The sequence below is a fragment of the Brachybacterium kimchii genome (genome assembly GCF_023373525.1).
Taxonomy (GTDB): domain Bacteria; phylum Actinomycetota; class Actinomycetes; order Actinomycetales; family Dermabacteraceae; genus Brachybacterium; species Brachybacterium kimchii.
The window spans coordinates 316,780-339,538 of sequence record NZ_CP097218.1; the positions used below are offsets into that span (position 1 = coordinate 316,780).

Sequence of the window (22,759 nt, forward strand, 5' to 3'; positions counted from 1 at the left end):
TATGAACGAGACCTCCGAGTCGTCCAGCGGGTCGCCCGCCGGCTCGTCCGACGGACCCGCCGACCGCCCGGCCGCCTCGCGCGAGGGCGTGCGCGTCGTCGATTCCGCCGACGTCGCCGAGACCGCCCGCATCGGCGAGGGCAGCGCGATCTGGCACCTCGCCCAGGTGCGCGAGGACGCCCGGCTGGGACGCGACTGCATCGTGGGCCGCGGCGCCTACATCGGCACCGGCGTGCGCATGGGCGACGGCTGCAAGGTGCAGAACTACGCGCTCGTCTACGAGCCCGCGGCGCTCGCCGAGGGCGTCTTCGTGGGCCCTGCCGCCGTGTTCACCAACGATCATCGGCCGCGCGCGGTCAACCCCGACCTCTCCCCGAAGTCCGCCGCCGACTGGGAGCCGGTAGGCGTCACCTGCGAGGCGGGCGCCTCGATCGGCGCGCGCGCCGTCTGCGTCGCCCCCGTCACCATCGGCGCCTGGTCGATGGTGGCCGCGGGATCGACCGTCACCCGCGACGTCGTGCCCCACGCCCTGGTCGCGGGCGCCCCCGCCCGCCGCATCGCCTGGGTGGGCCGTTCGGGGGAGAAGCTCGAGCCGGCCTCCGACGGGACCGACGCCTGGGTGTGCCCGACGACGGGCGAGTGGTATGTGGCCGACGAGACGACGGGCGGGCTCACCCTCGCCGCCGACGCCGGGGCCGAGAAGCAGGACGAGACGACGGACGGAGAGCACGCATGAGCGAGCAGATGATCCCCGCTGCCCGCCCCATCATCGGGGACGAGGAGCGCGAGGCCGTGGACCGGGTGCTGAGGAGCGGCATGGTCGCGCAGGGTCCCGAGGTGGCGGCCTTCGAGGAGGAGTTCGCCGCCGAGCTCGCCGGCTCCCGCCCCACGGTCGCCGTGAACTCCGGCACCTCCGGGCAGCACCTGGGCATGGTCGCCCTGGGCCTCGGCCCGGGCGACGAGGTCATCGTGCCCTCCTTCACCTTCGCCGCGACCGCGAACTCCGTCGCCGTGACCGGCGCGACCCCCGTCTTCGTCGACATCGACCTGGACACCTTCTGCATCGACCCCTCCGCGATCGAGGGCGCGATCACCGAGCGCACCGTGGGCATCCAGCCCGTGCACCTCTACGGTCACCCCGCCGAGATCGACACCATCGCCGAGATCGCGGGCCGCCACGGCCTGTGGGTCGCCGAGGACGCGGCCCAGGCGCACGGCGCCACCTGGAAGGGCCGGCAGGTCGGCACCTTCGGCCGCTTCGGCATGTTCTCCCTGTACCCCACGAAGAACATGACGAGCGGCGAGGGCGGCATGGTCGCCTGCGAGGACGAGGAGCTCGCCCGGGCCGTGCGCCTGCTGCGCAACCAGGGCATGGAGGTCCAGTACGCCAACGAGGTCGCCGGCTTCAACAACCGCATGACCGACCTGCACGCCGCCATCGGCCGCGTCCAGCTCACCAGGCTCGTCGGCTGGACCGCGCAGCGCCGGGCGAACGCCGCCGCCCTCGACGAGGGTCTCGCAGGCATCGCCGGGGTCGTCGCGCCCGTCGTGCGCGAGGGGGCCGAGCACGTCTACCACCAGTACACGATCCGCCTCGACGGCGCGAGCGCCGCCGAGCGCGACGCCTTCGCGGCCGCCCTGCGCGAGGAGCATCGGGTGGGATGCGGCGTCTACTACCCGACGCCCGTGCACCGCCTGCCCTCCTTCGGCCTCGACCTCGACCTCCCGGTCACCGAGCGGGCCGCCCGCGAGGTGCTGTCCCTGCCGGTCCACCCGAGCCTCACCGAGAACGACCTCGAGCGCATCGTCGCCGCGGTCGCCGCCGTCGCCGCCGGGGGTGCCGCATGAGCACGGAGGATCGTCGGCCCCTGCGCGCCGGCCTCATCGGGCTGGGGATGATGGGCCGCCACCACGCCCGCAACTTGCGCGCCCTCGAGGGCGTCGAGCTCGTCGCCGTCGCCGATCCGCAGGGCGACCCGCACGGCGCGGCCCCCGGCTACGACGTGCTGCCCGACGCGCGCGCCCTGGTCGACGCGGGTATCGACTACGCCGTCATCGCCGTGCCCACCCAGTTCCATCGCGACGTCGCGCTCACCTTCGCCGAGGCGGGCGTGCACTGCCTCGTCGAGAAGCCGCTGGCCTTCGACGTCGCCGAGGCCGAGGAGATCGCCGCCGCGTACGAGCAGGCGGGCCTCGTCGGAGCCGTCGGCTACATCGAGCGCTTCAACCCGGCCCTGCAGGAGATGCGGCGGCGCCTGGCCGACGGCCAGCTCGGGGAGATCTTCCAGATCTCCACCCGCCGCCAGGGCGGCTTCCCCGCCCGCATCTCCGACGTGGGCGTGGTCAAGGACCTCGCCACGCACGACCTCGACCTCACCGCCTGGGTCGCCGGCAGCGACTTCGCGCAGGTCGCGGCGTTCTCCACGCGCCGCTCCGGCCGCGAGGACGAGGACATGGTCTCGGTCACCGGTCAGCTCGCCAGCGGCACCATCACCAGCCACCTCGTGAACTGGCTCTCGCCCTTCAAGGAGCGCGTGACCGTGGTGACCGGCGAGAACGGGGCCCTGGTCGCGGACACCGTCAACGCCGACCTCACGTTCTACGCCAATGGCGAGAGCGCCACGAACCTCTGGGACTCCATGGCCTCCTTCCGCGGGGTCAGCGAGGGCGACATGGTCCGCTACTCCCTGCGCCGCACCGAGCCGCTGCGCACCGAGCACGAGGCCTTCCGCGACGCCGTCGCCGGAGATCCCTCGAACATCGTCACCATGCGCGAGGGCCTGCAGACCGTGCGCGCCGTCGAGGCCGTGCTGTGCTCGGCCCGCGAGGGACGGATCGTCCGCCCCGACGACGTCGCCTCGTGAGAGCGGGGGAGGGCATGAGCGCTCAGCGCACGACGTCCCCGACGACGCTGCAGTCCGGCCTCGCGACGCTGCGGCGCCGCGCCCTGGGCGCGGGCGTCAGGGCCGCCTCGGTGCTCCCCGGCGGCGTCGGCGCACGGGCGCGCTACCTCCGCCTGACCCGGCGCATGGACCGCGGCGAGGTCCCGGCCGCCTGGCGCGAGGAGATGCTCGCCGAGCTGCGGCGGGCCGACGCGCTGCTCGCGCGCGGGGACGACGACGGCGCCGTCGAGTGGTTCGACAAGGCACTGCGCGTCGCCTACCACGCCTCCCTCCACTACGGGCTCGCGGACTCCCCGCTGATCACCGATCCCGAGCGGTTCCTCGCGCCCGTGCGGGCGAGCGCGGTGGGCAGACTCCTGCTCGCCCCGCCCGCGCACGACGAAGGGCCCTCCCGCCCCGACCCTCGGGACCGCGCGGCCGCGCCGGGAGCGGACGGGGCGGAGGACGCCGCCCCCGTGCGCCTGCTCGTCATCGCCCAGCGCAACTGGACCTTCGTGAACCCCGTCATCGCCGCCCTCGAGGAGGACGGCTTCGAGGTGCGTCGCTTCGAGGTCGACGACCTCCCGCCCGCCGAGCGGCCCACCCGTGAGCGCGTGCTGCGCGCGCGCATGGAGCTCGCCCGCACGGGGCGGCGCCTGCCCACGCCCGCGGCCCTGGCCGAGCCGTTCGACTGGGCCGACGTGGTGCTCGTGGAGTGGGGACACCACGTGCTCACCTGGGTCTCCCTGCTCGCGGACATGCCGCGCCTCACCGCCGCGCGCATCCACCGCTTCGAGGCCTACACCCCCTTCCCGCTGCTGACGGTCTTCGACGTCGTCGACCGGGTGCTGTTCGTCTCCCCGCACGTGCGCACCCTCATCCAGCACCTCACGCCGAACCTCGAGCGCGCGGGCGAGATCATCGGGGTCGACAACTTCCTCGCCTACGGGCTGGGCCCGGAGCCGCGCGGGGACCGGGACCCGCACCTGCTCGCCCAGGTGGGCTGGCTGCGTCCCGTCAAGGACGTGCTGTTCACCCTGGACCTGCTGGAGCGCGTGCGCGCCGAGGACCCGCGCCATCGCCTGCAGCTCATCGGCCCCGGGCTGCCCGAGGACCCCGCGCAGGACACCGCGTTCCAGGCCCGCGTGCGCCGACGCATCGCACAGTTCCCCACGGGCGCCGTGCAGGTGCTGGGCGCCCGCTCGGACGTGCCCGAACTGCTCGCGATGGCCGGCTGGATCATCTCCTCCTCGCTGCACGAGGGCGTCCACGAGGCCGTCATGGAGGGCATCGCGGCCGGCTGCGTCCCGCTCATCAGGAACTGGCCCGATGCCCGCCCCTACGGCGGCGCAGGCGTCATCTACCCCGACCGCTGGGTGGTCGAGGACCTCGAGGAGGCCGTCGAGCGCGTGCTGCGCATCGAGCGCGAGGGCGCCCTCACCGAGGTCTCCGCCGAGGCGCGGGCGTGGGTCGTCGAGCGCCGCACCGCCGCGACCGTGACCCGCCGGTACGCCGAGGCGCTCTCCCCGCAGCAGTCGGCAGGCGAGGAGCCGACCGGATCGACGCCCCGATGACCTGGGACTGGCTCCTCCCCGCGGTGGGAGCCTGGGCGTTGCTGTGCGCCCCCGGCGCGCTGCTCCTCGTCGCGGGCGGGGCCCGCATCGGGTGGCGCTGGGGAGCCGCCCCCGCGATCACCGTGCTGCTCGCCGTCGTCCTCGGCGCCCTCGACCACCTGCTCGGCCTCCCGTGGACGCCGGCCGCCGCCGGCGTCCAGCTGCTCGTGGTGCTCGCTCTCGTGCTCGGCGCGCGCCTGCTGATCCGGCGGGCCCGGGGCGGGCGCCGACGGGCCGACGGGGGCCGCGTCGGGCCGTCGTCGCGCCGGCGCCCGCGGGCGCTCGTGCTCGCGATCGCCCCGGGCGCTGTCGCTCTCGCCCTGGGCCTGCTGACGGCGGGCTCCGCCGCCCGCCACATGGGCGGCATCGACACCCTGAACGGCAGCTACGACGCGTCGTTCCACATCGCCGCGATCGCCTTCGTGCGCGCGGACCGCGACGCCTTCCTGTTCACCGCCCTGCAGGGCATCTACCACGAGACCACGTTCTATCCCGCCGGCTGGGACGTGCTGGCCGCCCTGCTCCCCGGTGACGCGATCACCGCCGCCAACGCCATGGCCCTCGCGATGGTCGCCGCGATCCCGGGCGCCCTCGGCGCCATGGTCGCGCTGCTCCAGGGCGGCCGGGGCACCCTGCGCGAGGTCCGGGTGCTGCCGATGCTGGCGGCGCTGTGCGCACCGATGTTCCTCTCCCTGCCGGTGATGATCCTGGTGATGGGACTGTGGCCCTCGGCCCTGGGGTCGCTGTGCCTGCCGCCCGCCCTCGGCGCGCTGTGGGCGATCCACCGCGCCGTGCGCAGCGGTGAGCGCCGCGCCGCCGAGCTCTGGCCCTGCGCCCTGCTCCTCGTCGGGGCGGTCGCGGCCCACCCCTCGACGCTCTTCTCGCTCGCCGTCGCCCTCCTCGCGGGGATCCTCGCCCAGGGCGTCCTCGACGTGGTGCGCGCCCGCACGCGCCGCCGCGGGGTCCTCGAGCTCACGGCGATCGCGATCGTGCTCCTGGCCTACGGGATCACCTCGCACCTGCTGCTCGCCTCGATGGACCTCACCACCGCCCGCCCGTGGCCGTGGACGGCATTCCTCGCCTCCCTGGTCACCGACCGACCCCGCGTCTCCGCGCTCGGCAGCTTCCAATGGCCGATCCTCGCGGTGTGGGCGCTCGCGCTGCTCGGCGCGGTGCAGGCGGTGCGCGAACGCCGACGGCTGGGGGCCACGGCGATCGTGCTGCTGGCCCTCGCGCTCGGCCTGAGCATCCTCACGAATCTCGACTCCATCTGGGCGCGCACGTGGGTGAACCCCTGGTACGGAGCGCGCGAGCGGATCGCCCCGCTGCTCATGTGCGCTCTCGTCGCCCTCGCGGCCATCGGACTCGATGCGCTGTGGACGCGGGACATGGACGCCGCGGGGGAGGGGCGCCGGTCCCCGCGCGGGACGTCGGCCCTCGCGGTCCTCGCGCTCGTCTCCCTCGTGGCGGCCGTGCTGCCCGGGCGCCTGCCCTTCGCCGGCTCCCTCGCCTACACCGATTACGGCGTCCAGATCGCCTCCTACGCGACCCCTGAGGAGCGCGACTTCATCGAGCGCTCCGCCGCCGCGCTGCCGGAGGACGCCGTGGTGATCGGCAACCCGCGCGACGGCGAGGGCCTGTACTGGTCGCTCGGCGGCGTCGAGACCGTGTTCCCCACCCTCGCCGAGCCGCAGTCGCTGGACTCGCGCCGCGTCGCCCGCTACGCCTTCAAGGCCGACCGCGATCCGAAGGTGTGCACCTCCCTGCACAAGGTCGGTCCCACCCACCTCTACGTCGACACCTCCCCGGACTCCGGCGAGGCGATCGCCCCCGAGGCGTCCGTGCTGTGGGAGGGCCTCGCGAAGATCCCTCGCTCCAAGCTGCGTCTGGTCGACCGCGAGGGCCCCTACGCCCTCTATGAGATCGAGCCCCTGTGCTGACGGCCCGCGCAGGGTCCTCACGGACCGCGCACGGTAGCGTGAGCGCACCCGGTGCGGCCCGCCCGCCCGTCCCCCGCGAAGGAAGGCCCCTGTGAAGCGCACCGTCCAGACCGTGATGCGCACGCTGTCCGTGCTCCCGCGCGAGTCGAGGAGGTTCCTGTGGACCTTCGCGATCATCATGAGCCTGCTCGCGCTGCTCGACGTCGTCGCCCTCGGCGCCATGGCCATCGCCCTCCAGGCCCTCCTGGGCGGCAAGGAGGTCGTGGTCATCCCCGTGGTGGGCTGGCGCTTCGAGGGCTTCGGGCAGGTCGTCTGGCTGGTCGCCGTGTTCGTCGTGCTCACGATCATCAAGAGCGCCCTGAACCTGCTGACGATCCGCGAGGCCACCAAGCGCTTCGCCAAGCACGAGGTCGCCATCGGCCAGATGCTCTTCCGCTCCTACATGGCCTCCCCGTGGGTGGACCGCACCTCCCGCTCGAGCCAGGAGATCATCCGCATGGTCGACTCGGGCGTCGCGGCCGTCGTCGCGAACGTCCTCATGCCCTCGATGACCGTGGTCAGCGAGTTCGCGACGATCTCCGTGATCACGGTGGGCCTGTTCGTCATGGACTGGAAGCTCGCGCTCGCGACCACGATCTACCTGGGGCTCGTCGCCCTCGTCATGTCCCGCGTGATCTCCCCGCTCGCCGTGAGGAACGGCGCCGTGAACCGCGACAACTCGATCCGCGTGGTGCGCCTGCTCGGCGAGGTCCTCTCCGCGCTCAAGGAGATCACCCTCAAGGGCAACGAGAAGGAGGTCGAGGGCATCGTCGCCGACCGCCGCGACCTGGCCTCGGAGACCCGCGCCTTCGCCCAGTACTACAACCAGATGCCGCGCTTCGTGCTCGAGGCCGGGCTGGTGGGCGGCTTCGTCGTCGTCGGCGGCGTCGGCTACCTCTCCGGCGGGCCGACGGGCGCGCTGTCCTCGGTCGCGCTGTTCGGCGTCGCGGGCTTCCGCCTGGTGCCCTCGCTGACCCGCTTCCAGTCCACGCAGAACCGGATCCTCACCAACGCGGCGTTCTCCGACTACATCATCGACGACATCGAGCAGGCCCGGGAGAACGTCTCCCGCACGGAGCGGCCGGACTCCGCGGAGCTCGCTCCCGGCCACCGCGACATCGTCCTCGAGGACGTCAGCTTCGTGTACCCCAGCCGCGAGGAGCCCGCCGTGCGCGGCGTGTCCCTGCGGATCCCCGCCGGCTCCTCGGCCGCCTTCGTCGGCACCTCGGGGGCCGGCAAGTCCACGATGGTCGACCTGCTGCTGGGACTGATCACCCCCACCGCGGGACGGATCCTCGTGGGCGGGCAGGACATCACGACCGTCATGCGCCAGTGGCGCGCCCAGGTCGGCTACGTGCCCCAGGAGGTCGCCCTGTTCGACGTGAGCGTCGCCGAGAACGTGGCCCTGACCTGGGATCCCGCGGACGTGGACGAGGACCGCGTCCACGAGGCCCTCTCCCGCGCACAGCTGCTGGAGACCATCGAGGAGCGGCCCGGCGGGATCCACGGGACCGTGGGGGAGCGCGGCACCACGCTCTCCGGCGGGCAGCGCCAGCGCCTCGGCATCGCGCGCGGCCTGTACTCCGATCCGCAGGTGCTCGTGCTCGACGAGGCCACGAGCGCCCTGGACACGTCCACGGAGGCCGCCGTCACCACGGGCATCCGCGACCTCGGCGAGGAGGTCACCACGATCACCATCGCCCACCGCCTGGCGACCATCCAGCACTGCGACGTCGTCTTCTACATGCAGGAGGGCGAGGTGCTCGCCCAGGGCACGTTCGACGAGGTCGTGGGCGCGGTCCCCGCCTTCGCCGAGCAGGCCGCCCTCGCCGGCCTCGTGCGCGGCGGGGTGCAGGAGAAGGTCGCCCGGGACGTCGAGGACGGCCTGGAGACCGGCCTCGACGGCGCCGGCGACGCGAGCGCGCGGGAGGGGAGCGCCCGATGAGCCCGAGCCTCATGATCCTGTCCTTCTCGCACCTGGTGAGCGATCCGCGCGTGCAGCGGCAGATCGCCCTGTTCGCCCCGCGGTACCGCGTGACCACCGTCGGCTTCGGGCCGAGCCCGCACCCGGACGTCACCCACGTGGAGATCCCCGAGGGCACGCGCGCCTGGCCCGACTCCAAGCAGCACCTGCTCACGCGGCGCTTCCGCGGCGCCCACTGGTCCATGAGCGCCGTGCGCGCCGCCCACGACCTGCTCGAGGGCCGTCGGGGCACGATGGACGCCGTCCTCGCCAACGACACGAACACCCTGCCGCTCGCCCTCTGGCTGGAGCCCCGCCGCGGCGTCCACGCCGACCTGCACGAGTACGCGCCCCGCGAGAAGGAGCACCAGCGCAGCTGGCGCTGGTTCGTCGCCCCCTATCAGCGCTGGCTGTGCCGCACGTGCCTGCCCCGCGTCGCCTCGGTGACGACGGTCTCGCCCGGTCTCGCCCGCGAGTACGCGCACCGCTTCGGCGTGGATGTCGAGGTCGTCACCAACGCCTCCGCCCGCCGGGACCTGCCGGTGCGGCCGACGCAGGCGCCGATCCGCCTGCTGCACACGGGCGTGGCCCGGGCGAACCGCCACCTCGAGTCGATGATCGACGCGATGCGGGGCCTCGAGGGTCGCGCGACGCTCGACCTCATGCTCATGCCCAGCGAGCCCGGGTACATCGAGCGCCTCGCGCAGCTCGCGGAGGAGGTGCCGGGCGTCGCCCTGCGGGACCCGGTCCCCTTCGCGCAGCTCGTGGACACCGTCGCCGAGTACGACGTCTCCCTCGTCGTCTTCCCGAACACCACCTTCAACCTCGAGCACTCCCTGCCCAACAAGCTCTTCGAGGCCGTGCAGGGCCGGACCGGCGTGATCGTCGGCCCCTCCCCGGACATGGCGGAGCTCGTGGCGTCGCACGGGCTCGGCGCGGTGCTCCCGGCGGCCGACGCCCCGGCGATGCACGCGGAGATCGCGGGCCTGACCCCGGAGACGGTCGACGGCTGGAAGCGCGCGAGCGACGCCGCGGCGGACGAGCTCAGCGCCGAGCAGCAGGTGCGGACGTGGGAGCGAGCGATCGCGGCGATCGTGGGGGAGTGACGAGCCCCCTCAGCCCCGCCGCACCCGCGGCAGCATCTGCACGGCGAGCGACGCGGCCATGAACCGCGGCGGCGCCTCGCGGGCGAGCACCTGGGTGATCTCGCGGGGCAGCAGCGTCGCGGGGCGCCCGTGCCGGCGCCGGTCGCGCGCGGCGGCCATGAGCTCGTCGGCCCCGATCCCGGGATCCAGGCACGCATCGAGCAGTCGGCGATCGGCGCGCGAGAGCGGGCGCTCGCATCCGGGGGCGCGGCGCAGGACCTCGGCCGAGATCTCCGCGAGAGCCTCGCGCACCTCGTGCGTCCAGATCCCGGCGTCCTGGCGGTAGAAGACGGCACCGAACACGTGGATGCGCAGCAGCTTCGTGCCGATCGCGCGGCGGGCGGGACGGGGGAGCGAGGCGAACCAGTCGGCCTCGAGCAGATCGGGGAAGAAGCCGAGCTGCTCGCGCATCGGACGGATCACGTAGGTCACGCGGTCCCCGGCGTCCTCGCCGATCACGTACGGCGGACCGAAGCGGTCGTAGATCGTGGGCACGGTCGCCATCAGCTGCGTCACCATGCCCACGTCGCCGCCCACGGTCGCGCCCTCCACGAGGTGCGCCCCGGTGCGCGCGAGCATCGCCCTGCTCATGAGCCCGAGCGGCGCCGAGCGGTAGGCCAGACGGTCCCGGGCGAGGTCCGCGAGGCCGCCGCGCAGCATCCGCGTCGCAGGGGTGGGCACCCCATGGCCGGCGGTGCCGAGCGCGAGGCGGGTGATGACGAACTCGGCGCCCGTCCGCTCCTGCAGGGCGAGCCAGGAGGCGACGGCGCCCGGAGCCAGGGTGTCGTCCGAGCCCATGATCGCCACGAACGGCGCGGTGCCTTCGCGCATCCCGGCGTTGAAGGGACCCGAGGCGGAGCGGAACTCGTCGCGGTGCTCGAGGATCCTCACCCGATCGCGGTGCTCGGGACGGATCGCGCCGAGGATCTCGTCGGCGGGTCGGTTGTGGGCGACGACCACGACGTTCGCGTGCTCGGCATTGCCCTCGAGGATCGAGGCGACGGCGCGGCCCACGGGACGCTCGGGCGTGTGGCACGCGATGACGACGTCGACGGGCTTGTCGGGGGAGCTGAGCGGCCTCATCGCTGCATCCCCGTCCCGGCGGCGCCGCGACCGGCGGCGTCCTCGGCCTCGTCCTGCAGTCGCGTGTACTGCGCGGCGTAGGCGGCGCCCACGGCCCGCGTCGAGAAACGCCCGCCGATGGTGGCGGCGATGTCCTCGCTGCTCAGGTCCCGGGTGCGCGCGTCGACGTCGAGGATCGCGTCCGCGTAGCGCACGGGATCCTGCGTGTCGATGAGGGAGCCGACGGACGGCTCGACGTACTCGCCCTGCCCGCCGGTCGCGCCGAGCACCACGGGGCGCCCCGCGACGATCGCCTCGGCGGCCGAGACGAAGAAGTTGTCGGCCCGCGTGGGCCCGAAGAACAGGTCGGCGCGCCCCAGGGCGTCGCGCACACCCGCGGCGCTCGCCGTGCCCGGCAGTGCGATCCGCCCGTCGATCCCGAGGTCTCGCGCGAGGGCGAGCGTCTGCTCGCGCAGCGGACCCTCCCCGAGCCAGGTCAGGTGCGCGTCCACGCCGCGTCCCGCCAGCTCGGCCACGGTCCGCACGGCGACCAGGGGATCCTTGCGGTCGATGAGACCGCCCGTGGAGACGAGCCGCAGCGACCCGTCGGCCCGGTCCCGGCGGGGGACCAGCGTCCCGGGATCCACGATGCACGGCACCACGTCGGTGGGCCGGTGCCCGCGCACGACGCGCAGCGGCTCGGCGAGGTACTCGCACACGGCCGTCGCCCGATCCGGCGCGGCGAGCAGGCGGGAGAGCACCGGCAGTGCGATCCGCGCGGGCGCCGGCAGCGTCTCGGGCGTGGTGAGCGCCGACCAGTGCTCGGTGTGCAGCCAGGGCGCCCGCGGCCGGCGCAGGGCGAGCGGCAGCAGTGTCGAGAAGGCCATCGAGTGGACCACGTCGGCGCCGTCGAGGGCCGGGCCGAGCGCCCGGGCGGCGCGCAGCACCTGGTCGGGACGGCGCGGATCCATAGGGAGCCGCAGCACGTCCAGGCCCTCGTGGACGAGTCTGCGGGTGCCGTCGTCGTCCGCGGGCGGGACCAGGTGCACGAGCCGCACCTGGGCGTGCTCGGCGATCGCGCGCGCGTCGCGCACCACGAAGGAGCCGCGCGAGGGGGCGGCCTGCGTGGGGAACCAGGTGGTCAGCAGGGTCGCTCTCATGCGTCCTCCCCGGCGAGCACGAGGCGGTACGCCTCGAGCAGCCCGGTCGCCTCGGCCTCCCAGGTGAGATCCGGCGCGGCCTCGCGGGCCCGCTGCCGGTAGGCCTCCGGGGCGGCGAGGATCCGCTGCAGGGCGGCGGCGAGCTCGGCCGGGTCGGAGCCCTCGAAGACCTCGCCGACGCCCAGCTCCTCGACCACGGCGCGCATGTCCGGGAGGTCCGCTGCGGCGATCGGGAGGCCCGCGCGGATCGACTCGAAGAGCTTGTTGGGCAGGGCGAAGCGATAGGACAGGCACACGGGCTGCACGTGCACCACCGCGACGTCCCCGTCGGCCAGGGCCGCGGAGACCTCCGCGGGGGCGACGGCGCCCACGAGGTGCACGCGGTCCGCGACGCCGGCGGTGCGCGCGGAGGCGAGGATCGAGCGCTCGTAGTCGGCCTCCCCGTAGCCCAGCAGCACGAAGTGCACGCGCGCGGGCAGGTGGGGGAGCGCGGCGATGGTCTCCTCGATGCCGCGGGCGGTGGTGAGCCGGCCGCCGTAGGCGATCACGAGATCGTCCTCGGCAAGGCCGGCCCGCTGGCGCAGCACGCCGGCCGTGTTCTCGGGCAGCGGCCCGGCGGCGGGCACGTTGCGCACCAGCAGCGGACGCGAGCGCAGGTCGTAGGTGCGCTGCAGCCAGTCGGCGATCGAGGGGGAGACGGTGATCACGGCGTCGGCCCGCGGCACGGCGACGTGCTCGATCAGCGCCTCGAGCAGCGGCGCGAGCAGACGGCGCTCGCCCACGTTGCGATGGCGCCACAGCTCGTGGGAGTCGAAGACGATCTGCACCCGGCGCCCCTCGCGCCGGGCGAGCAGCTGCACGGCGAAGGCGGGGACCAGGGTGTTCGTGTCGTTGGCGTGGACCACGTCGGGCGCGAAGTCCCGGGCCGCACGGGCCGAGCGCCACCAGTAGGTGCCCAGCTCGATCGTCCGATAGGCGCGCCTGCCGAGGTCCCCGGCGACGGCGGTCCCGACCTGGCGCGCGCGGGCGGCGAGGCCCCGGGGTCGAGCGGGGGCCGACGAGGAGGGCGCATCGGCCGACGCCGACGTCGGCTCCGCCGCGCTCGCGTCCCCGCCGCGCCGCGTCAGCCGCGTGAGCTGCGGGGCGATCCGCTCCAGGGCGAACTCGGGGACGCGCTCGAGGGCGATCCCGCCCGGCAGCTGCGTGATGCCCGCCGCGTGGCCCTTCAGCCGGCGCTCGACGGCGATGATGCGCACGTCCATGCCCGCCGCGCGCAGCGACGCCGACTCCTTGAGGACCCGCGAGTCGTTCGCGGCATCGTTGTGCACGAGGACCGCGACGCGCGGCGCGGGGTCAGGCTCGGGCATGGCGCTCCTGGGACGAATATCGTGGGTCGGGCACACTGTACCTGCGCGATCGTCCCCGAGCCCCCAGGAGAACCAGCCCGATGAAGATCCTGTCCGTGGTGGGCGCTCGCCCGCAGTTCGTGAAGCTCGCGGCGGTCGCCGACGCCGCCGCGCAGCGGGACGATGTCCAGCACGTCATTGTCCACACCGGGCAGCACTACGACGCCGCCATGAGCGACGTCTTCTTCGCCGACCTGCGCATCCCCGCGCCCGACGTGAACCTGGGTGCGGGCTCGGGCAGCCACGGCCGCCAGACCGGCGCGATGCTCTCCGCGATGGACGAGGTCCTCGAGCAGCAGCAGCCGGACTGGGTGCTCGTCTACGGCGACACCAACTCGACGCTCGCGGGAGCCCTCGCCGCGGTGAAGATGCACGTGAAGGTCGCCCACCTCGAGGCCGGCCTGCGCTCCTTCAACCGCCGCATGCCCGAGGAGCACAACCGCGTGCTCACCGACCATGCGGCCGATCTGCTGCTGGCGCCCACCGAGGTCGCCCGCGAGCACCTCGAGGGCGAGGGCCTGGGGTCTCGCACCCTCGTGGTCGGCGACGTGATGACCGACGTCTGCCTGCGGGTGGCCGCCTCGGTCGCCGACCAGACGCTGCACCTTCCCGCGGGCATCGACGCCGTGGGCGACTTCGCGGTCGCCACCATCCACCGGGCCGACAACACCGACGACCCCGAGCGCCTCGCGGCCGTCCTCGGCGCCCTCCGGGTCTCGCCCCTGCCGATCGCCCTCCTCGCCCATCCCCGCCTGGTGGCGAAGGCCCGCGAGGCCGGCCTCCCGCTCGAGGGCGGCAGCGTGCACGTGGGCGAGCCGCTCGCGTACCCGGACCTCGTGGCCGCCGTCTCCCGCGCCCGCGCCGTCGTCACGGACTCCGGCGGGCTGCAGAAGGAGGCGTACCTGCTGGGCACCCCGTGCGTCACCGTGCGCACCGAGACCGAATGGGTCGAGACCCTCGAGGACGGCTGGAACCAGCTGGTCCCCGACCCGGCGGGCATCGCACGGGCCCTGGAGCGCCCCCGTCCCACGGCCGATCGCCCCGACCACTACGGCGACGGGCACGCGGCCGAGCGCGTGGTCGACGCCCTGCGCGAGCGCACCCGATGAGCCGCCCGCCGCGCATCGTCCTCGCGACCCGCGTCTTCACGCCCGAGGCCGTCGCCGCCGCCTTCCGCGAGGAGGCGCTCGTGCGCGCCCTCGAGGAGGCGGGCGCCGAGGTCACGGTCCTCACCACCCGGCCGCCGCGCGGCGTGACCGGGACGGACCGGGTGCGCCGCGTCGCCCGCTTCCCGGTCAAGCGCGACCACCAGCAGCAGGTGCGCGGCTACCTCTGCTACATGAGCTTCGACGTGCCGCTCGCCCTCCGTCTTCTGCTGCGACGCCGTCCGGACCTGATCGTCGCCGAGCCGCCGCCCACGACGGGCCTGGTCGCGACGGTGCTCGGCGTGCTGCGCCGCGTCCCGACGGTCTTCTACGCGGCCGACGTCTGGTCGGATGCGACCGAGAGCGTCGAGGGCGTCCCCGCTCCGATCCGCGCGGCGGTGCGGCTCATGGAGACCACCAGCTGGAAGCGGGCCGCGAAGGTCCTCACGATCTCCCCGGGGGTCGACGACCGGGTCGCCGCGCTCATCGGCCGCCGCCCCTCGCTCACGATGGTCGGCAACGGCATCGACACCGATACCTTCACGCCCGAGGGATCGCAGCCCGCCGAGGAGACCTCGCAGGGCCCGTACTTCGTCTACGGCGGGACGGTCTCCGAATGGCAGGGGGCCGACGTCTTCGTCGAGGCCTTCGCGCGGGTGCGCGCCCAGCACCCGGGCGCCCGTCTGCTGTTCTTCAGCGAGGGCAGCGGCAAGGAGGCGCTCGCGCAGAAGGTGGCAGACGAGGGCATCGAGGGCGTCGAGTTCCGGGGCCGGCTCGCCCCTGCGGACATGTCGCGCGTGCTGCGCGGCGCGGTCGCCGGGCTGAGCTCGATCACCCCGGGCCTAGGCTACGAGTTCGCCCTGCCCACGAAGATCTACGCGGCCACCGCCTCGGGCACGCCCGTGATCCATGCGGGGGAGGGCGCCGCCTTCGAGCGGGTGCGCGATGCGCAGCTGGGCTGGGCGAGCGCCTACGACCCCGCCGCCGTCGCCGCCTCGATGCACTCCGCGCTCGCCGGGGGGGACCGGCCGACGCCCGAGCACCTGCGCACCTGGACCCTGGAGAACGCCTCCCTGCAGGGCGCCGCCCAGCGGGCCGCCGAGGCGGTCCTCGAGGCGGCGCGCTAGGACCTGCCGGTCGGAACAGTCCGCTCAGAACCGGCCGCTCAGAAGACCAGGCGCACCGCGGGGATTCTCTGCGCGAGCAGGGAGATCGCGAAGGACACCGGCACCACGACGACGTACGCGACCGCCATCTGGCCCAGCTCGTCCCCGTCGCCCATCCACGGCAGCTGACGCAGCAGCACGAGGATCGCGAAGTGCGCGAGGAACACCCCGAAGGTCGCGTCCCCGAGCGTGCGCAGCACGTGCTGGGCACGCGGTCCGACCCGCCACCGCAGCGCGAGCGCGGTCACGCCCGCGAACAGGGCGATCGAATACACCATGACCAGCGGCGAGGTGTAGCCGGAGCCGAGCACCGCGATCCACGCGTCGGCTGCGGAGCCCGATCCGGCACCCGCCCCGCCCCGGTCCGCCTCGTAGACGGCCGTGAGCGCGACGACGCACAGGGGGCTCAGCGCGAGCAGCCAGGTCCCCGTGCGGCGGCCCGGCGGGGCCGCGACGGCCGCCCGTCCGATCACGAAGAAGCCCGCGAAGGCGAGCCCGAAGGTGAGGGCGCCCGCCTCGAGCGGCCTGTGCTGCGAGAGCCCGTCGAGCGACCCTCCGTCCGTCGGTCCCGCGGTGAGGAAGGGCACGGCGAAGGCGAGCGCGGTCCAGCCGCAGGCGAGGATGCCCATCCACCAGGCCCGTCGGCCCTCGTGCGCCCCGTGCTGGTGGAGGAACGCCGCGATGACGGGCGCGAGGGCGTAGAGGCCGAGGACCGCCCACAGGAAGTACAGGTGCACCGCCGTCTTGCCGGTGATGATCTCGTCGAGCGCGATGCCGGGCGAGATGTCGGCCCCCGCGAGCGGGTCGATGAGCAGCATGTAGACGGCCGACCACACCACGAGCGCGGGCACCACGCGCACCGCGCGCCGCCGCCAGAAGGCGCCCGGTCCGCGCCGGTGGGCGGCGGGATGCAGGTTCAGGGCGCCGGTCATCATGAGGAAGACGGGGACGGCGGCGGAGGCCGCCATGTCCAGCGCCGTCACACCGATCCCGACGGTCCCGGCCTCGACGCCGCCTCCCACCACGTGCACCATCACGACGCCGAGGATCGCGGCGATCCGCACGACGTCGAGGAGGGGCAGGTACTCGCGCGCCGGGGCGGATTGAGCCGAGTCGGGCGAGGAGTCGGAGGAGGTCATGCCGGGGGAGCCGGATCCTCTCTCAGGAGCCGGAGCCGCAGTCGACGCGGATCAGCTGCGAGTGGTCGGTCGTGAACACGGTGCTGCCCAGGTCCTGGGAGGCGCGGTTGACCAGGTCGAACGTGGAGGACCACGAGTAGGTCGTGTACTCCTTGTAGATGTAGCCGACGTTCGCGTCCTCGAGCATCTGGCACTGCTCCGCGAGCGGCACGGGGCCGTTCGACCCGGAGATCGCGTAGAGCAGCGCCCTGTCCTGCGAGGTCAGGGCCATGCCGGCGACGGGGTAGTAGACCTGCTGGCCGTGGATCGCGTACATGTGGGAGGCGCCGGAGAACGGGCTCGCGAGCACCTTCTTGCTCGTGTCCATCTCGGGAGCGGCCTTCTCCCAGGCCTCGACCTCGTCCTGCTGGAGGAAGCGGCCGCGGCCCTCGTAGGTCCAGGCCAGATTCATCTGGGCGTTGTCGATCCGGGTCGGTACGGAGCTCGCGGCCGCGACCACGGCCAGCAGGGTCAGCACGGCGGCGCCCCAGCGCGGGATCCTCTCCCCGTGCGGTGCGATCACCCGGGACCAGGCGCGCAGACCGGGGATCACGAGCACGCTCGTGAGCATCGTGACCGGCATCGAGAGGCGGTCCTGGCCGCGGTAGTAGAGGGTCGAGAGGTTCAGCGGCGAGTCGATCGCGGAGTCGAAGTAGAGCACGCCCATCACGAGCCAGGCGATCACGAGCCAGCGCTGCGGGCTGCGCCACGAGGCCACGAGGCCCGGCCACCAGAGCAGGGCGAGCACCACGCCGAGCGCCATCGGCCAGACCGTGAGCAGGCCCAGCAGCAGCTCGCCCAGGCCCGTCCACCACGAGACCTTCAGCCCCCCGCCGAAGTCGGTCACCACCGCCGCGAGGGGAGTCCAGGAGAGCAGTCCGACGGGCACGAGCGCCGCGATCGGCACGGCGAGCAGCCAGGGACGGCGCCGCGCGTGGGGGAGGGCGGTCACCGCGCTCAGGGCGGCGATCAGCAGCAGGGCCGTGACCGCCACGTTCGGGTGCATGAGCGCGAGGCCGAGCCCGGCCCCGCCGAGCGCGAGCACCGAGGCCAGATGCCGCAGCACGGGCCGCCCGGGGATGCCGTGGCCGGGCGCCGGCCCGTCGCCCGGACCCTCGCCCGTGGCCTCCTTCAGCAGAGCGCCCCAGAGGGCGACGATCGCCGCGGTGACCCCGGGCAGCATCGCGAAGCCGACCATGTTCGGGATCGCCGAGAGATGGATCCACTCGTCCCACGGCGCCGCGGGCGCGAGCAGGCCGACGATGCTCGCGGCGAACGGCCCCCAGCTCACCTCGGGCCACAGGGCGCGGGCGAGCAGAGCCATCCCCGTCACCCACGGCACCACCGCGAGCACCAGGCACGCGGCGTTCAGCAGCACCGGGATCGGCACCAGCGGGACCAGGGACGCGAGCGCGTGGAAGCCGCCGGGATAGGGGTTCGGCTGCCCGGTCGTGCTCGCGACCGTGCCGATCACCAGGGACGACGCGTCGCCCGTCTCCCGGATCCGCTCGAGGGCGGAGAGGTGGTAGAGGGTGTCCCAGCGCTCGAGGACCCGGTCGGCCCCTCCCGCCGCGTACGCGATCGGGACGATCGCGACGAGCGCCGCACCGAGGATCCACCAGGGGCCACCCGGGACCCGGCGCCGAGGAGCGGCCCCGTCCGGAGAGTCGGCCCCGTCGGAGCCCTCGACGACCGGGCGCCCGTCGAGCACGGTCGCCGGCAGGCGCAGGCCCAGGCGGCGGGCGAGCAGCCCGATCAGGATCATGAGCGCGGAGAGCACCCCGAAGGTCGCGAGCGACCAGGGCACGCCGGCCTTCCCCGCGATCACCGCTCCCACGCCCGCGATCGCGGCGCCGAGGGCGGGGGCGAGCGCGAGGGCGAGCAGGCGCCCGCCGCCGAGGACGCGCACGGCGAGGAATCCGGGGACGACGGCGGCGGCGAGGACCACGATCCCCGCGACCACCAGGAGCAGCAGGTCGGTCATGCGCCGCTCTGCGTGCGCTCGCGGTAGGCGGCGGGCTGCTCGGCCTCGTCCAGGGCGATCCGGCGTGCGAGGTAGGTGATGCGCTTCTCCTCGTTCTTCGCGCGGACCTCCTGCAGGGCGATGACGCCCAGCAGCACGATCACGGTCGCGTACAGCAGCAGGTCGGCGCCGCGGCCCACGCCCACCAGGTGGGCGACGCGGGTGAGCAGGCGGGGGAAGACGACGGCGGCGACGGCGAACAGCGCGAAGCCGAGGATCAGCAGGCGCCGCACGGCGAGCTGCCGGGCCCCGCGCGTGCGGAACAGCCAGAACGTGATCCCCAGGATCCCGAGGATCAGCAGGATCTGGATGACGAGCGTCGACCCCATCGCGCCCATCACGTCAGCCCCTGTCGGAGGGCGCGTCGTGGGTCGAGGCGGACCCGTCGCCGAGCACGAGCCGGGGCACGCCCTGCCAGTTCTCGGCCGTGGTGATGTCGCGACCGTCGACGACCAGGCGCACGCCCGGGACGTCGCCCGCGGCCAGCTCCCGGTACTCCGGGTGGTTGGTCTGCACGATCACCAGGTCCGCGTCCTCGCCCCGGTGCCAGGCGGCCCAGCCGAAGGAGGAGAGCTCCTCGTCGGAGTAGAACGGGTCCTGCACGCTCACCTGCGCGCCGCGGCGCTGCAGCTCCGCGACCACCGGGAAGACGCCCGAGAACGCGGTCTCCTTGACGCCCGCCCGGTAGGACGCGCCGAGCACCACGGCGCGCAGACCCGCGAGCGATCCGAGCAGCTCCTCCGCGCGCTGCACGAGGCGCGCCGGCACGGAGGCGTTCAGGGCGCGGGCCGTGCGCACGGTCTCGGCATGAGGATCGGTCGAGAGGTACAGCCGCGGGTAGACGGGGATGCAGTGCCCGCCCACGGCGATGCCGGGCTGGTGGATGTGCGAGTAGGGCTGGGAGTTGGAGGCCTCGATCACCTTGTAGACGTCGATGCCGTTGTCCTGGGCGAACAGGGCGAACTCGTTGGCCAGCGCGATGTTCACGTCGCGGTAGGTGGTCTCGGCGAGCTTCGCGAGCTCTGCCGCCTCGGGGGAGCCGAGGTCCCACACGCCGTTGGGTCGGGCGAGGTCGGGGCGCTCGTCGAAGGTGAGCATCGACTCGTAGAACTCCCGCGCACGGCGCGTGCCCTCGTCGTCGATCGCGCCGATCAGCTTCGGGTACTTGCGCAGGTCCGCGAACACGCGCCCGGTGAGCACGCGCTCGGGGGAGAAGACCATGAAGAAGTCCTCGCCCTGGGTGAGGCCGGAGATCTCCTCGATCATCGGGGTGAAGCGGCCGCGCAGCGTCCCCACCGGAAGGGTGGTCTCGTAGATGACGGTGGTGCCGGGGGTGAGGTGCCGGGCCAGGGAGCGGGTCGCGTCGTCCATCCAGCCGAAGTCCGGCTCGGAGGTCTCCTCGTCCACGAACAGCGGGACCACGAGCACCACCGTGTCGGCCTGGGGGATCGCCTCGGCGTAGTCGGTGGTCGCGCGCAGGCGCCCGGAGGGGACGAGCTCGGCGAGCTTCTCGGCGAGATGCGCCTCGCCGGGGAAGGGCTCGCGGGCCGCGTTGATCGCCTCGACCTGGCGCGGGTTCACGTCGACGCCCACCACCTGGCTCCCGGCCTCGGCGAACTGCACGGCGAGCGGCAGCCCGATCTTCCCGAGAGCGACGACGGCTGTGTTCACCGGTACCTGCTTCCTCCCGCATGCGGGCCTGCGGATGTGACGTGCTGTGTGGGCGGGGCGCGCCCGGCGCGCGGGCGCGGGATCGTCCCCGGTGGACAGGGTATCGTCCTGGGCCTGAGCGCACCCAGCGCGGACGTCGTCCCGGGAGGAAGTGGATGAGCGAGTCCCCCGACGGGACCGTCGAGCAGGCGGACCCGGGCGTCACCTCGACGTGGTTCGTCATCCCACTGTTCAACGAGGCCCAGGTCATCGGCGACGTCGTCACCGAGCTGCGCCGCCGCTATCCGCTCGTGGTCTGCGTGGACGACGGCAGCCGCGACGGCTCCGCGGAGATCGCGGCCGAGGCCGGGGCCGCCGTGGTGCGCCACCCCTTCAACATGGGCCAGGGCGCCGCCCTCAAGACCGGCATCGACTATGCGCTGCGCGATCCCGCGATGCGCCAGGTCGTGACGTTCGACGCCGACGGCCAGCACCAGGTCGACGACGCCGCGGCGATGATCGGCCTGCGCGAGCGCGAGGACGTGGACCTCGTGCTGGGGTCCCGCTTCCTCGACCAGCGCACGCGCCCGGGCCTGCTCAAGCGCCTCGTGCTGCGGGCGGCCGTGCGCTACACGAACCTCACCACCGGGGTGAAGCTCACCGACGCCCACAACGGTCTGCGCGTGATCGGCCGCGGCGCCTGCCGCCGCATCACCATCGAGCAGAACCGGATGGCGCACGCCTCCGAGATCGTCGAGGAGATCGGGAGGCTGCGCCTGAGCGTGCGCGAGCACCCGGTGCATATCCTCTACACCGACTACTCGAAGCAGAAGGGCCAGTCGATGCTCAACTCGGTGAACATCGTCATCGACATGCTCTTCCGCTGACCCCCGGCCCCCGCCCTGCCCCGCTCAGTCCCCGGACTTCGCGGTCGCCGTGCCGTCCGCGACCGAGGAGAAGAACTGCTTGGTCTCGGTCTCATCGGTGAGGATCGCGACGCCCGAGTTGTTCGTCTGGTAGCTCTCGGTGACGATCGGGATCGACAGGTTGGTGCCGTCCTTCATCGAGCGGCGCATGGCCAGTCCCGCCCGTCCGAGGTCCACGAGGCCCGTGTGGTCGTCGGTGAGCAGGGCGCCCGAGCCGGCGCCGGCGAGCTTCGCCTGGGCGAAGGGGTTCAAAAGCACCGCCGGCGAGGTCACGCGGTCCATGAGGGCGGCGACGAACTGCTGCTGGCGGGCCTGGCGTCCGATGTCGGCCGTGGGGTCGAAGTAGCGGGCCCTCACGAAGGCGAGCGCCTGCTCCCCGCCCACGTCGTGGCAGCCCTTGGCCATCTTCAGCCCGGACTTCTCGTCGTCCACGTCCTTGTCGATGCACAGGTTCACGTGCCCCACGGCGTCCACGGTGTCGGTGACGCCGTCGAAGCCGACCTCGACGTAGTGGTCGATGGTCATCCCCGTGAACTCCTCCACGGTCTTGACCATGAGCTGCGGACCGCCGAAGGAGTAGGCGGCGTTGAGCTTGTACTTCCCGTGCCCGGGGATGTCCACGAGGGTGTCGCGGGGCAGGGAGACCAGGTAGGACTTCCCGTTGGCGGCGCGGTGCAGGAGCATCATCGTGTCGGCGCGCCCGCCCTGGGTGCCGTCGTCGGCGACGCTCTTGCCGCCGCGGGCGTCCGAGCCCGCGATGAGGTACGTCGTGCCCGGGGTGTCCGCCGCGCCCGAGAGCGCGTCGACGTGCTCGATCCGCGAGTTCGCCCAGAGGGCGAGGCCGGCGCCCCAGCCCAGCACGATCACGAGCACGAGGGCGACGAGGGTCATGCCCAGCCGCATCGGCCGGGGGACGCGGGAGCGCCGACGGGGGCCTCCCGGTCGCTGCGGACCGCCGGGCTGGTCCGGTCCCTGGGGGCCCGACGGCGGGACGGCCGCGCCGGCGCCCGCGGCGCCTGCGCCCTCGTGGTGGTGCACCGGGGCGCCCTGGCGGGAGGACGGACGGGACGGGGAGGCGGGGGAGGAGCCCTGCTGCCCGGACGGGCCCTGCGGCGCCCTCTCGCCCGCCGGGAGGGCGCGCGTGGGCTGCTCGGGCTGCCGGGTGCGTCCGCCCGAGGCGGGGCCGACGGCCTGGACGCTGCTGCCGGCCCGGGCCCGCGAGCGCGGGGTGGGGCGGCGCGGTGCGCCCGGTCGCGGTGTGCGAGGGCGCGCGGATCCGCCGCGGGCGGGATCAGCGCGAGGGGCCTCCTCGAACGGGTCCTCCTGGTCGGAGGGGCGTGCCGAGCGTTCGTCCCGGTCGTCCACGGGCAGGGTCCTTCCGTCGTGTGCGCCGACGAGGGGAAGCGGGGTCGGCGCGCGTGCCCGACAGACTAGCCCCGGGATCTCCGAGCGCCCAGCGGC

The 22,759-nt window shown here is 73.9% G+C and carries 18 protein-coding genes; 10 read left to right on the forward strand and 8 right to left on the reverse strand.

Annotation, left to right across the window (positions count from 1 at the left end):
• The first annotated feature begins 1 nt into the window (after position 1).
• The 7 genes from M4486_RS01455 to M4486_RS01485 all read left to right on the forward strand — a co-directional run bounded on the left by M4486_RS01455 (position 2) and on the right by M4486_RS01485 (position 9,543).
• Positions 2–736 (forward strand): acyltransferase, encoded by a 735-nt coding sequence (locus tag M4486_RS01455; protein WP_249479214.1) that lies wholly within the window; start codon positions 2–4, stop codon positions 734–736.
• Positions 733–1,848: a DegT/DnrJ/EryC1/StrS family aminotransferase gene (locus tag M4486_RS01460; protein WP_249479215.1), complete on the forward strand. Its 1,116-nt coding sequence runs from the start codon at positions 733–735 to the stop codon at positions 1,846–1,848. The genes M4486_RS01455 and M4486_RS01460 overlap by 4 nt, the downstream gene beginning before the upstream one ends.
• The gene (locus M4486_RS01465) at positions 1,845–2,864 is read left to right on the forward strand and encodes a Gfo/Idh/MocA family protein (protein ID WP_249479216.1); all 1,020 of its coding nucleotides are present in this window, start codon (positions 1,845–1,847) and stop codon (positions 2,862–2,864) included. Before M4486_RS01460 ends, M4486_RS01465 begins: the two co-directional genes overlap by 4 nt.
• A gap of 14 nt (positions 2,865–2,878) precedes the next feature.
• Positions 2,879–4,456: a glycosyltransferase gene (locus M4486_RS01470; RefSeq protein ID WP_249479217.1), complete on the forward strand. Its 1,578-nt coding sequence runs from the start codon at positions 2,879–2,881 to the stop codon at positions 4,454–4,456.
• Entirely contained in the window at positions 4,453–6,435 is a 1,983-nt protein-coding gene (locus tag M4486_RS01475) for a DUF3367 domain-containing protein (protein ID WP_249479218.1), read from the forward strand. Before M4486_RS01470 ends, M4486_RS01475 begins: the two co-directional genes overlap by 4 nt.
• A gap of 91 nt (positions 6,436–6,526) precedes the next feature.
• Positions 6,527–8,419, forward strand: a complete 1,893-nt coding sequence (locus M4486_RS01480) for an ABC transporter ATP-binding protein (protein WP_249479219.1) — start codon at positions 6,527–6,529, stop codon at positions 8,417–8,419.
• The gene (locus tag M4486_RS01485; protein ID WP_249479220.1) at positions 8,416–9,543 is read left to right on the forward strand and encodes a glycosyltransferase family protein; all 1,128 of its coding nucleotides are present in this window, start codon (positions 8,416–8,418) and stop codon (positions 9,541–9,543) included. The genes M4486_RS01480 and M4486_RS01485 overlap by 4 nt, the downstream gene beginning before the upstream one ends.
• Before the next feature lie 9 nt (positions 9,544–9,552).
• On the opposite strand, the gene M4486_RS01490 is transcribed toward M4486_RS01485, so the two are convergent.
• Genes M4486_RS01490 through M4486_RS01500 form a run of 3 tightly spaced genes read right to left on the reverse strand, consistent with a single transcriptional unit; the run spans position 9,553 to position 13,171 of the window.
• Positions 9,553–10,665, reverse strand: a complete 1,113-nt coding sequence (locus tag M4486_RS01490) for a glycosyltransferase family 2 protein (protein WP_249479221.1) — start codon at positions 10,663–10,665, stop codon at positions 9,553–9,555.
• Positions 10,662–11,804, reverse strand: coding sequence for a glycosyltransferase (locus M4486_RS01495; protein ID WP_249479222.1), 1,143 nt, complete (start codon positions 11,802–11,804; stop codon positions 10,662–10,664). The genes M4486_RS01490 and M4486_RS01495 overlap by 4 nt, the downstream gene beginning before the upstream one ends.
• Positions 11,801–13,171: a glycosyltransferase gene (locus tag M4486_RS01500; RefSeq protein ID WP_249479223.1), complete on the reverse strand. Its 1,371-nt coding sequence runs from the start codon at positions 13,169–13,171 to the stop codon at positions 11,801–11,803. Before M4486_RS01500 ends, M4486_RS01495 begins: the two co-directional genes overlap by 4 nt.
• An 80-nt stretch (positions 13,172–13,251) precedes the next feature.
• Between M4486_RS01500 and wecB the strand changes: the two genes are divergently transcribed.
• Positions 13,252–14,319 (forward strand): non-hydrolyzing UDP-N-acetylglucosamine 2-epimerase, encoded by a 1,068-nt coding sequence (gene wecB, locus M4486_RS01505; protein ID WP_249479224.1) that lies wholly within the window; start codon positions 13,252–13,254, stop codon positions 14,317–14,319.
• The gene (locus tag M4486_RS01510; RefSeq protein ID WP_249479225.1) at positions 14,316–15,482 is read left to right on the forward strand and encodes a glycosyltransferase family 4 protein; all 1,167 of its coding nucleotides are present in this window, start codon (positions 14,316–14,318) and stop codon (positions 15,480–15,482) included. The genes wecB and M4486_RS01510 overlap by 4 nt, the downstream gene beginning before the upstream one ends.
• 38 nt (positions 15,483–15,520) lie before the next feature.
• Here M4486_RS01510 and M4486_RS01515 read toward each other — a convergent pair whose 3' ends face one another.
• The 4 genes from M4486_RS01515 to M4486_RS01530 are packed head-to-tail and all read right to left on the reverse strand — an operon-like array spanning position 15,521 to position 20,393.
• Entirely contained in the window at positions 15,521–16,660 is a 1,140-nt protein-coding gene (locus M4486_RS01515) for an acyltransferase (RefSeq protein ID WP_249479226.1), read from the reverse strand.
• Positions 16,661–16,682: 22 nt separating this feature from the next.
• Positions 16,683–18,683, reverse strand: a complete 2,001-nt coding sequence (locus tag M4486_RS01520) for a DUF6541 family protein (RefSeq protein ID WP_249479227.1) — start codon at positions 18,681–18,683, stop codon at positions 16,683–16,685.
• Positions 18,680–19,060, reverse strand: a complete 381-nt coding sequence (locus M4486_RS01525) for a DUF2304 domain-containing protein (protein WP_249479228.1) — start codon at positions 19,058–19,060, stop codon at positions 18,680–18,682. The genes M4486_RS01520 and M4486_RS01525 overlap by 4 nt, the downstream gene beginning before the upstream one ends.
• Before the next feature lie 4 nt (positions 19,061–19,064).
• Positions 19,065–20,393 carry a nucleotide sugar dehydrogenase gene (locus M4486_RS01530; protein WP_249479229.1) on the reverse strand — a complete coding sequence of 443 codons (1,329 nt, stop codon included), beginning with the start codon at positions 20,391–20,393 and terminating at the stop codon, positions 19,065–19,067.
• A gap of 155 nt (positions 20,394–20,548) precedes the next feature.
• Here M4486_RS01530 and M4486_RS01535 point away from each other — a divergent pair, with 155 nt between their 5' ends.
• The gene (locus tag M4486_RS01535; protein WP_249479230.1) at positions 20,549–21,259 is read left to right on the forward strand and encodes a glycosyltransferase family 2 protein; all 711 of its coding nucleotides are present in this window, start codon (positions 20,549–20,551) and stop codon (positions 21,257–21,259) included.
• A 24-nt stretch (positions 21,260–21,283) separates the two neighbouring features.
• Here M4486_RS01535 and M4486_RS01540 read toward each other — a convergent pair whose 3' ends face one another.
• Positions 21,284–22,663, reverse strand: coding sequence for an LCP family protein (locus M4486_RS01540; protein ID WP_249479231.1), 1,380 nt, complete (start codon positions 22,661–22,663; stop codon positions 21,284–21,286).
• Positions 22,664–22,759 lie beyond the last annotated feature (96 nt).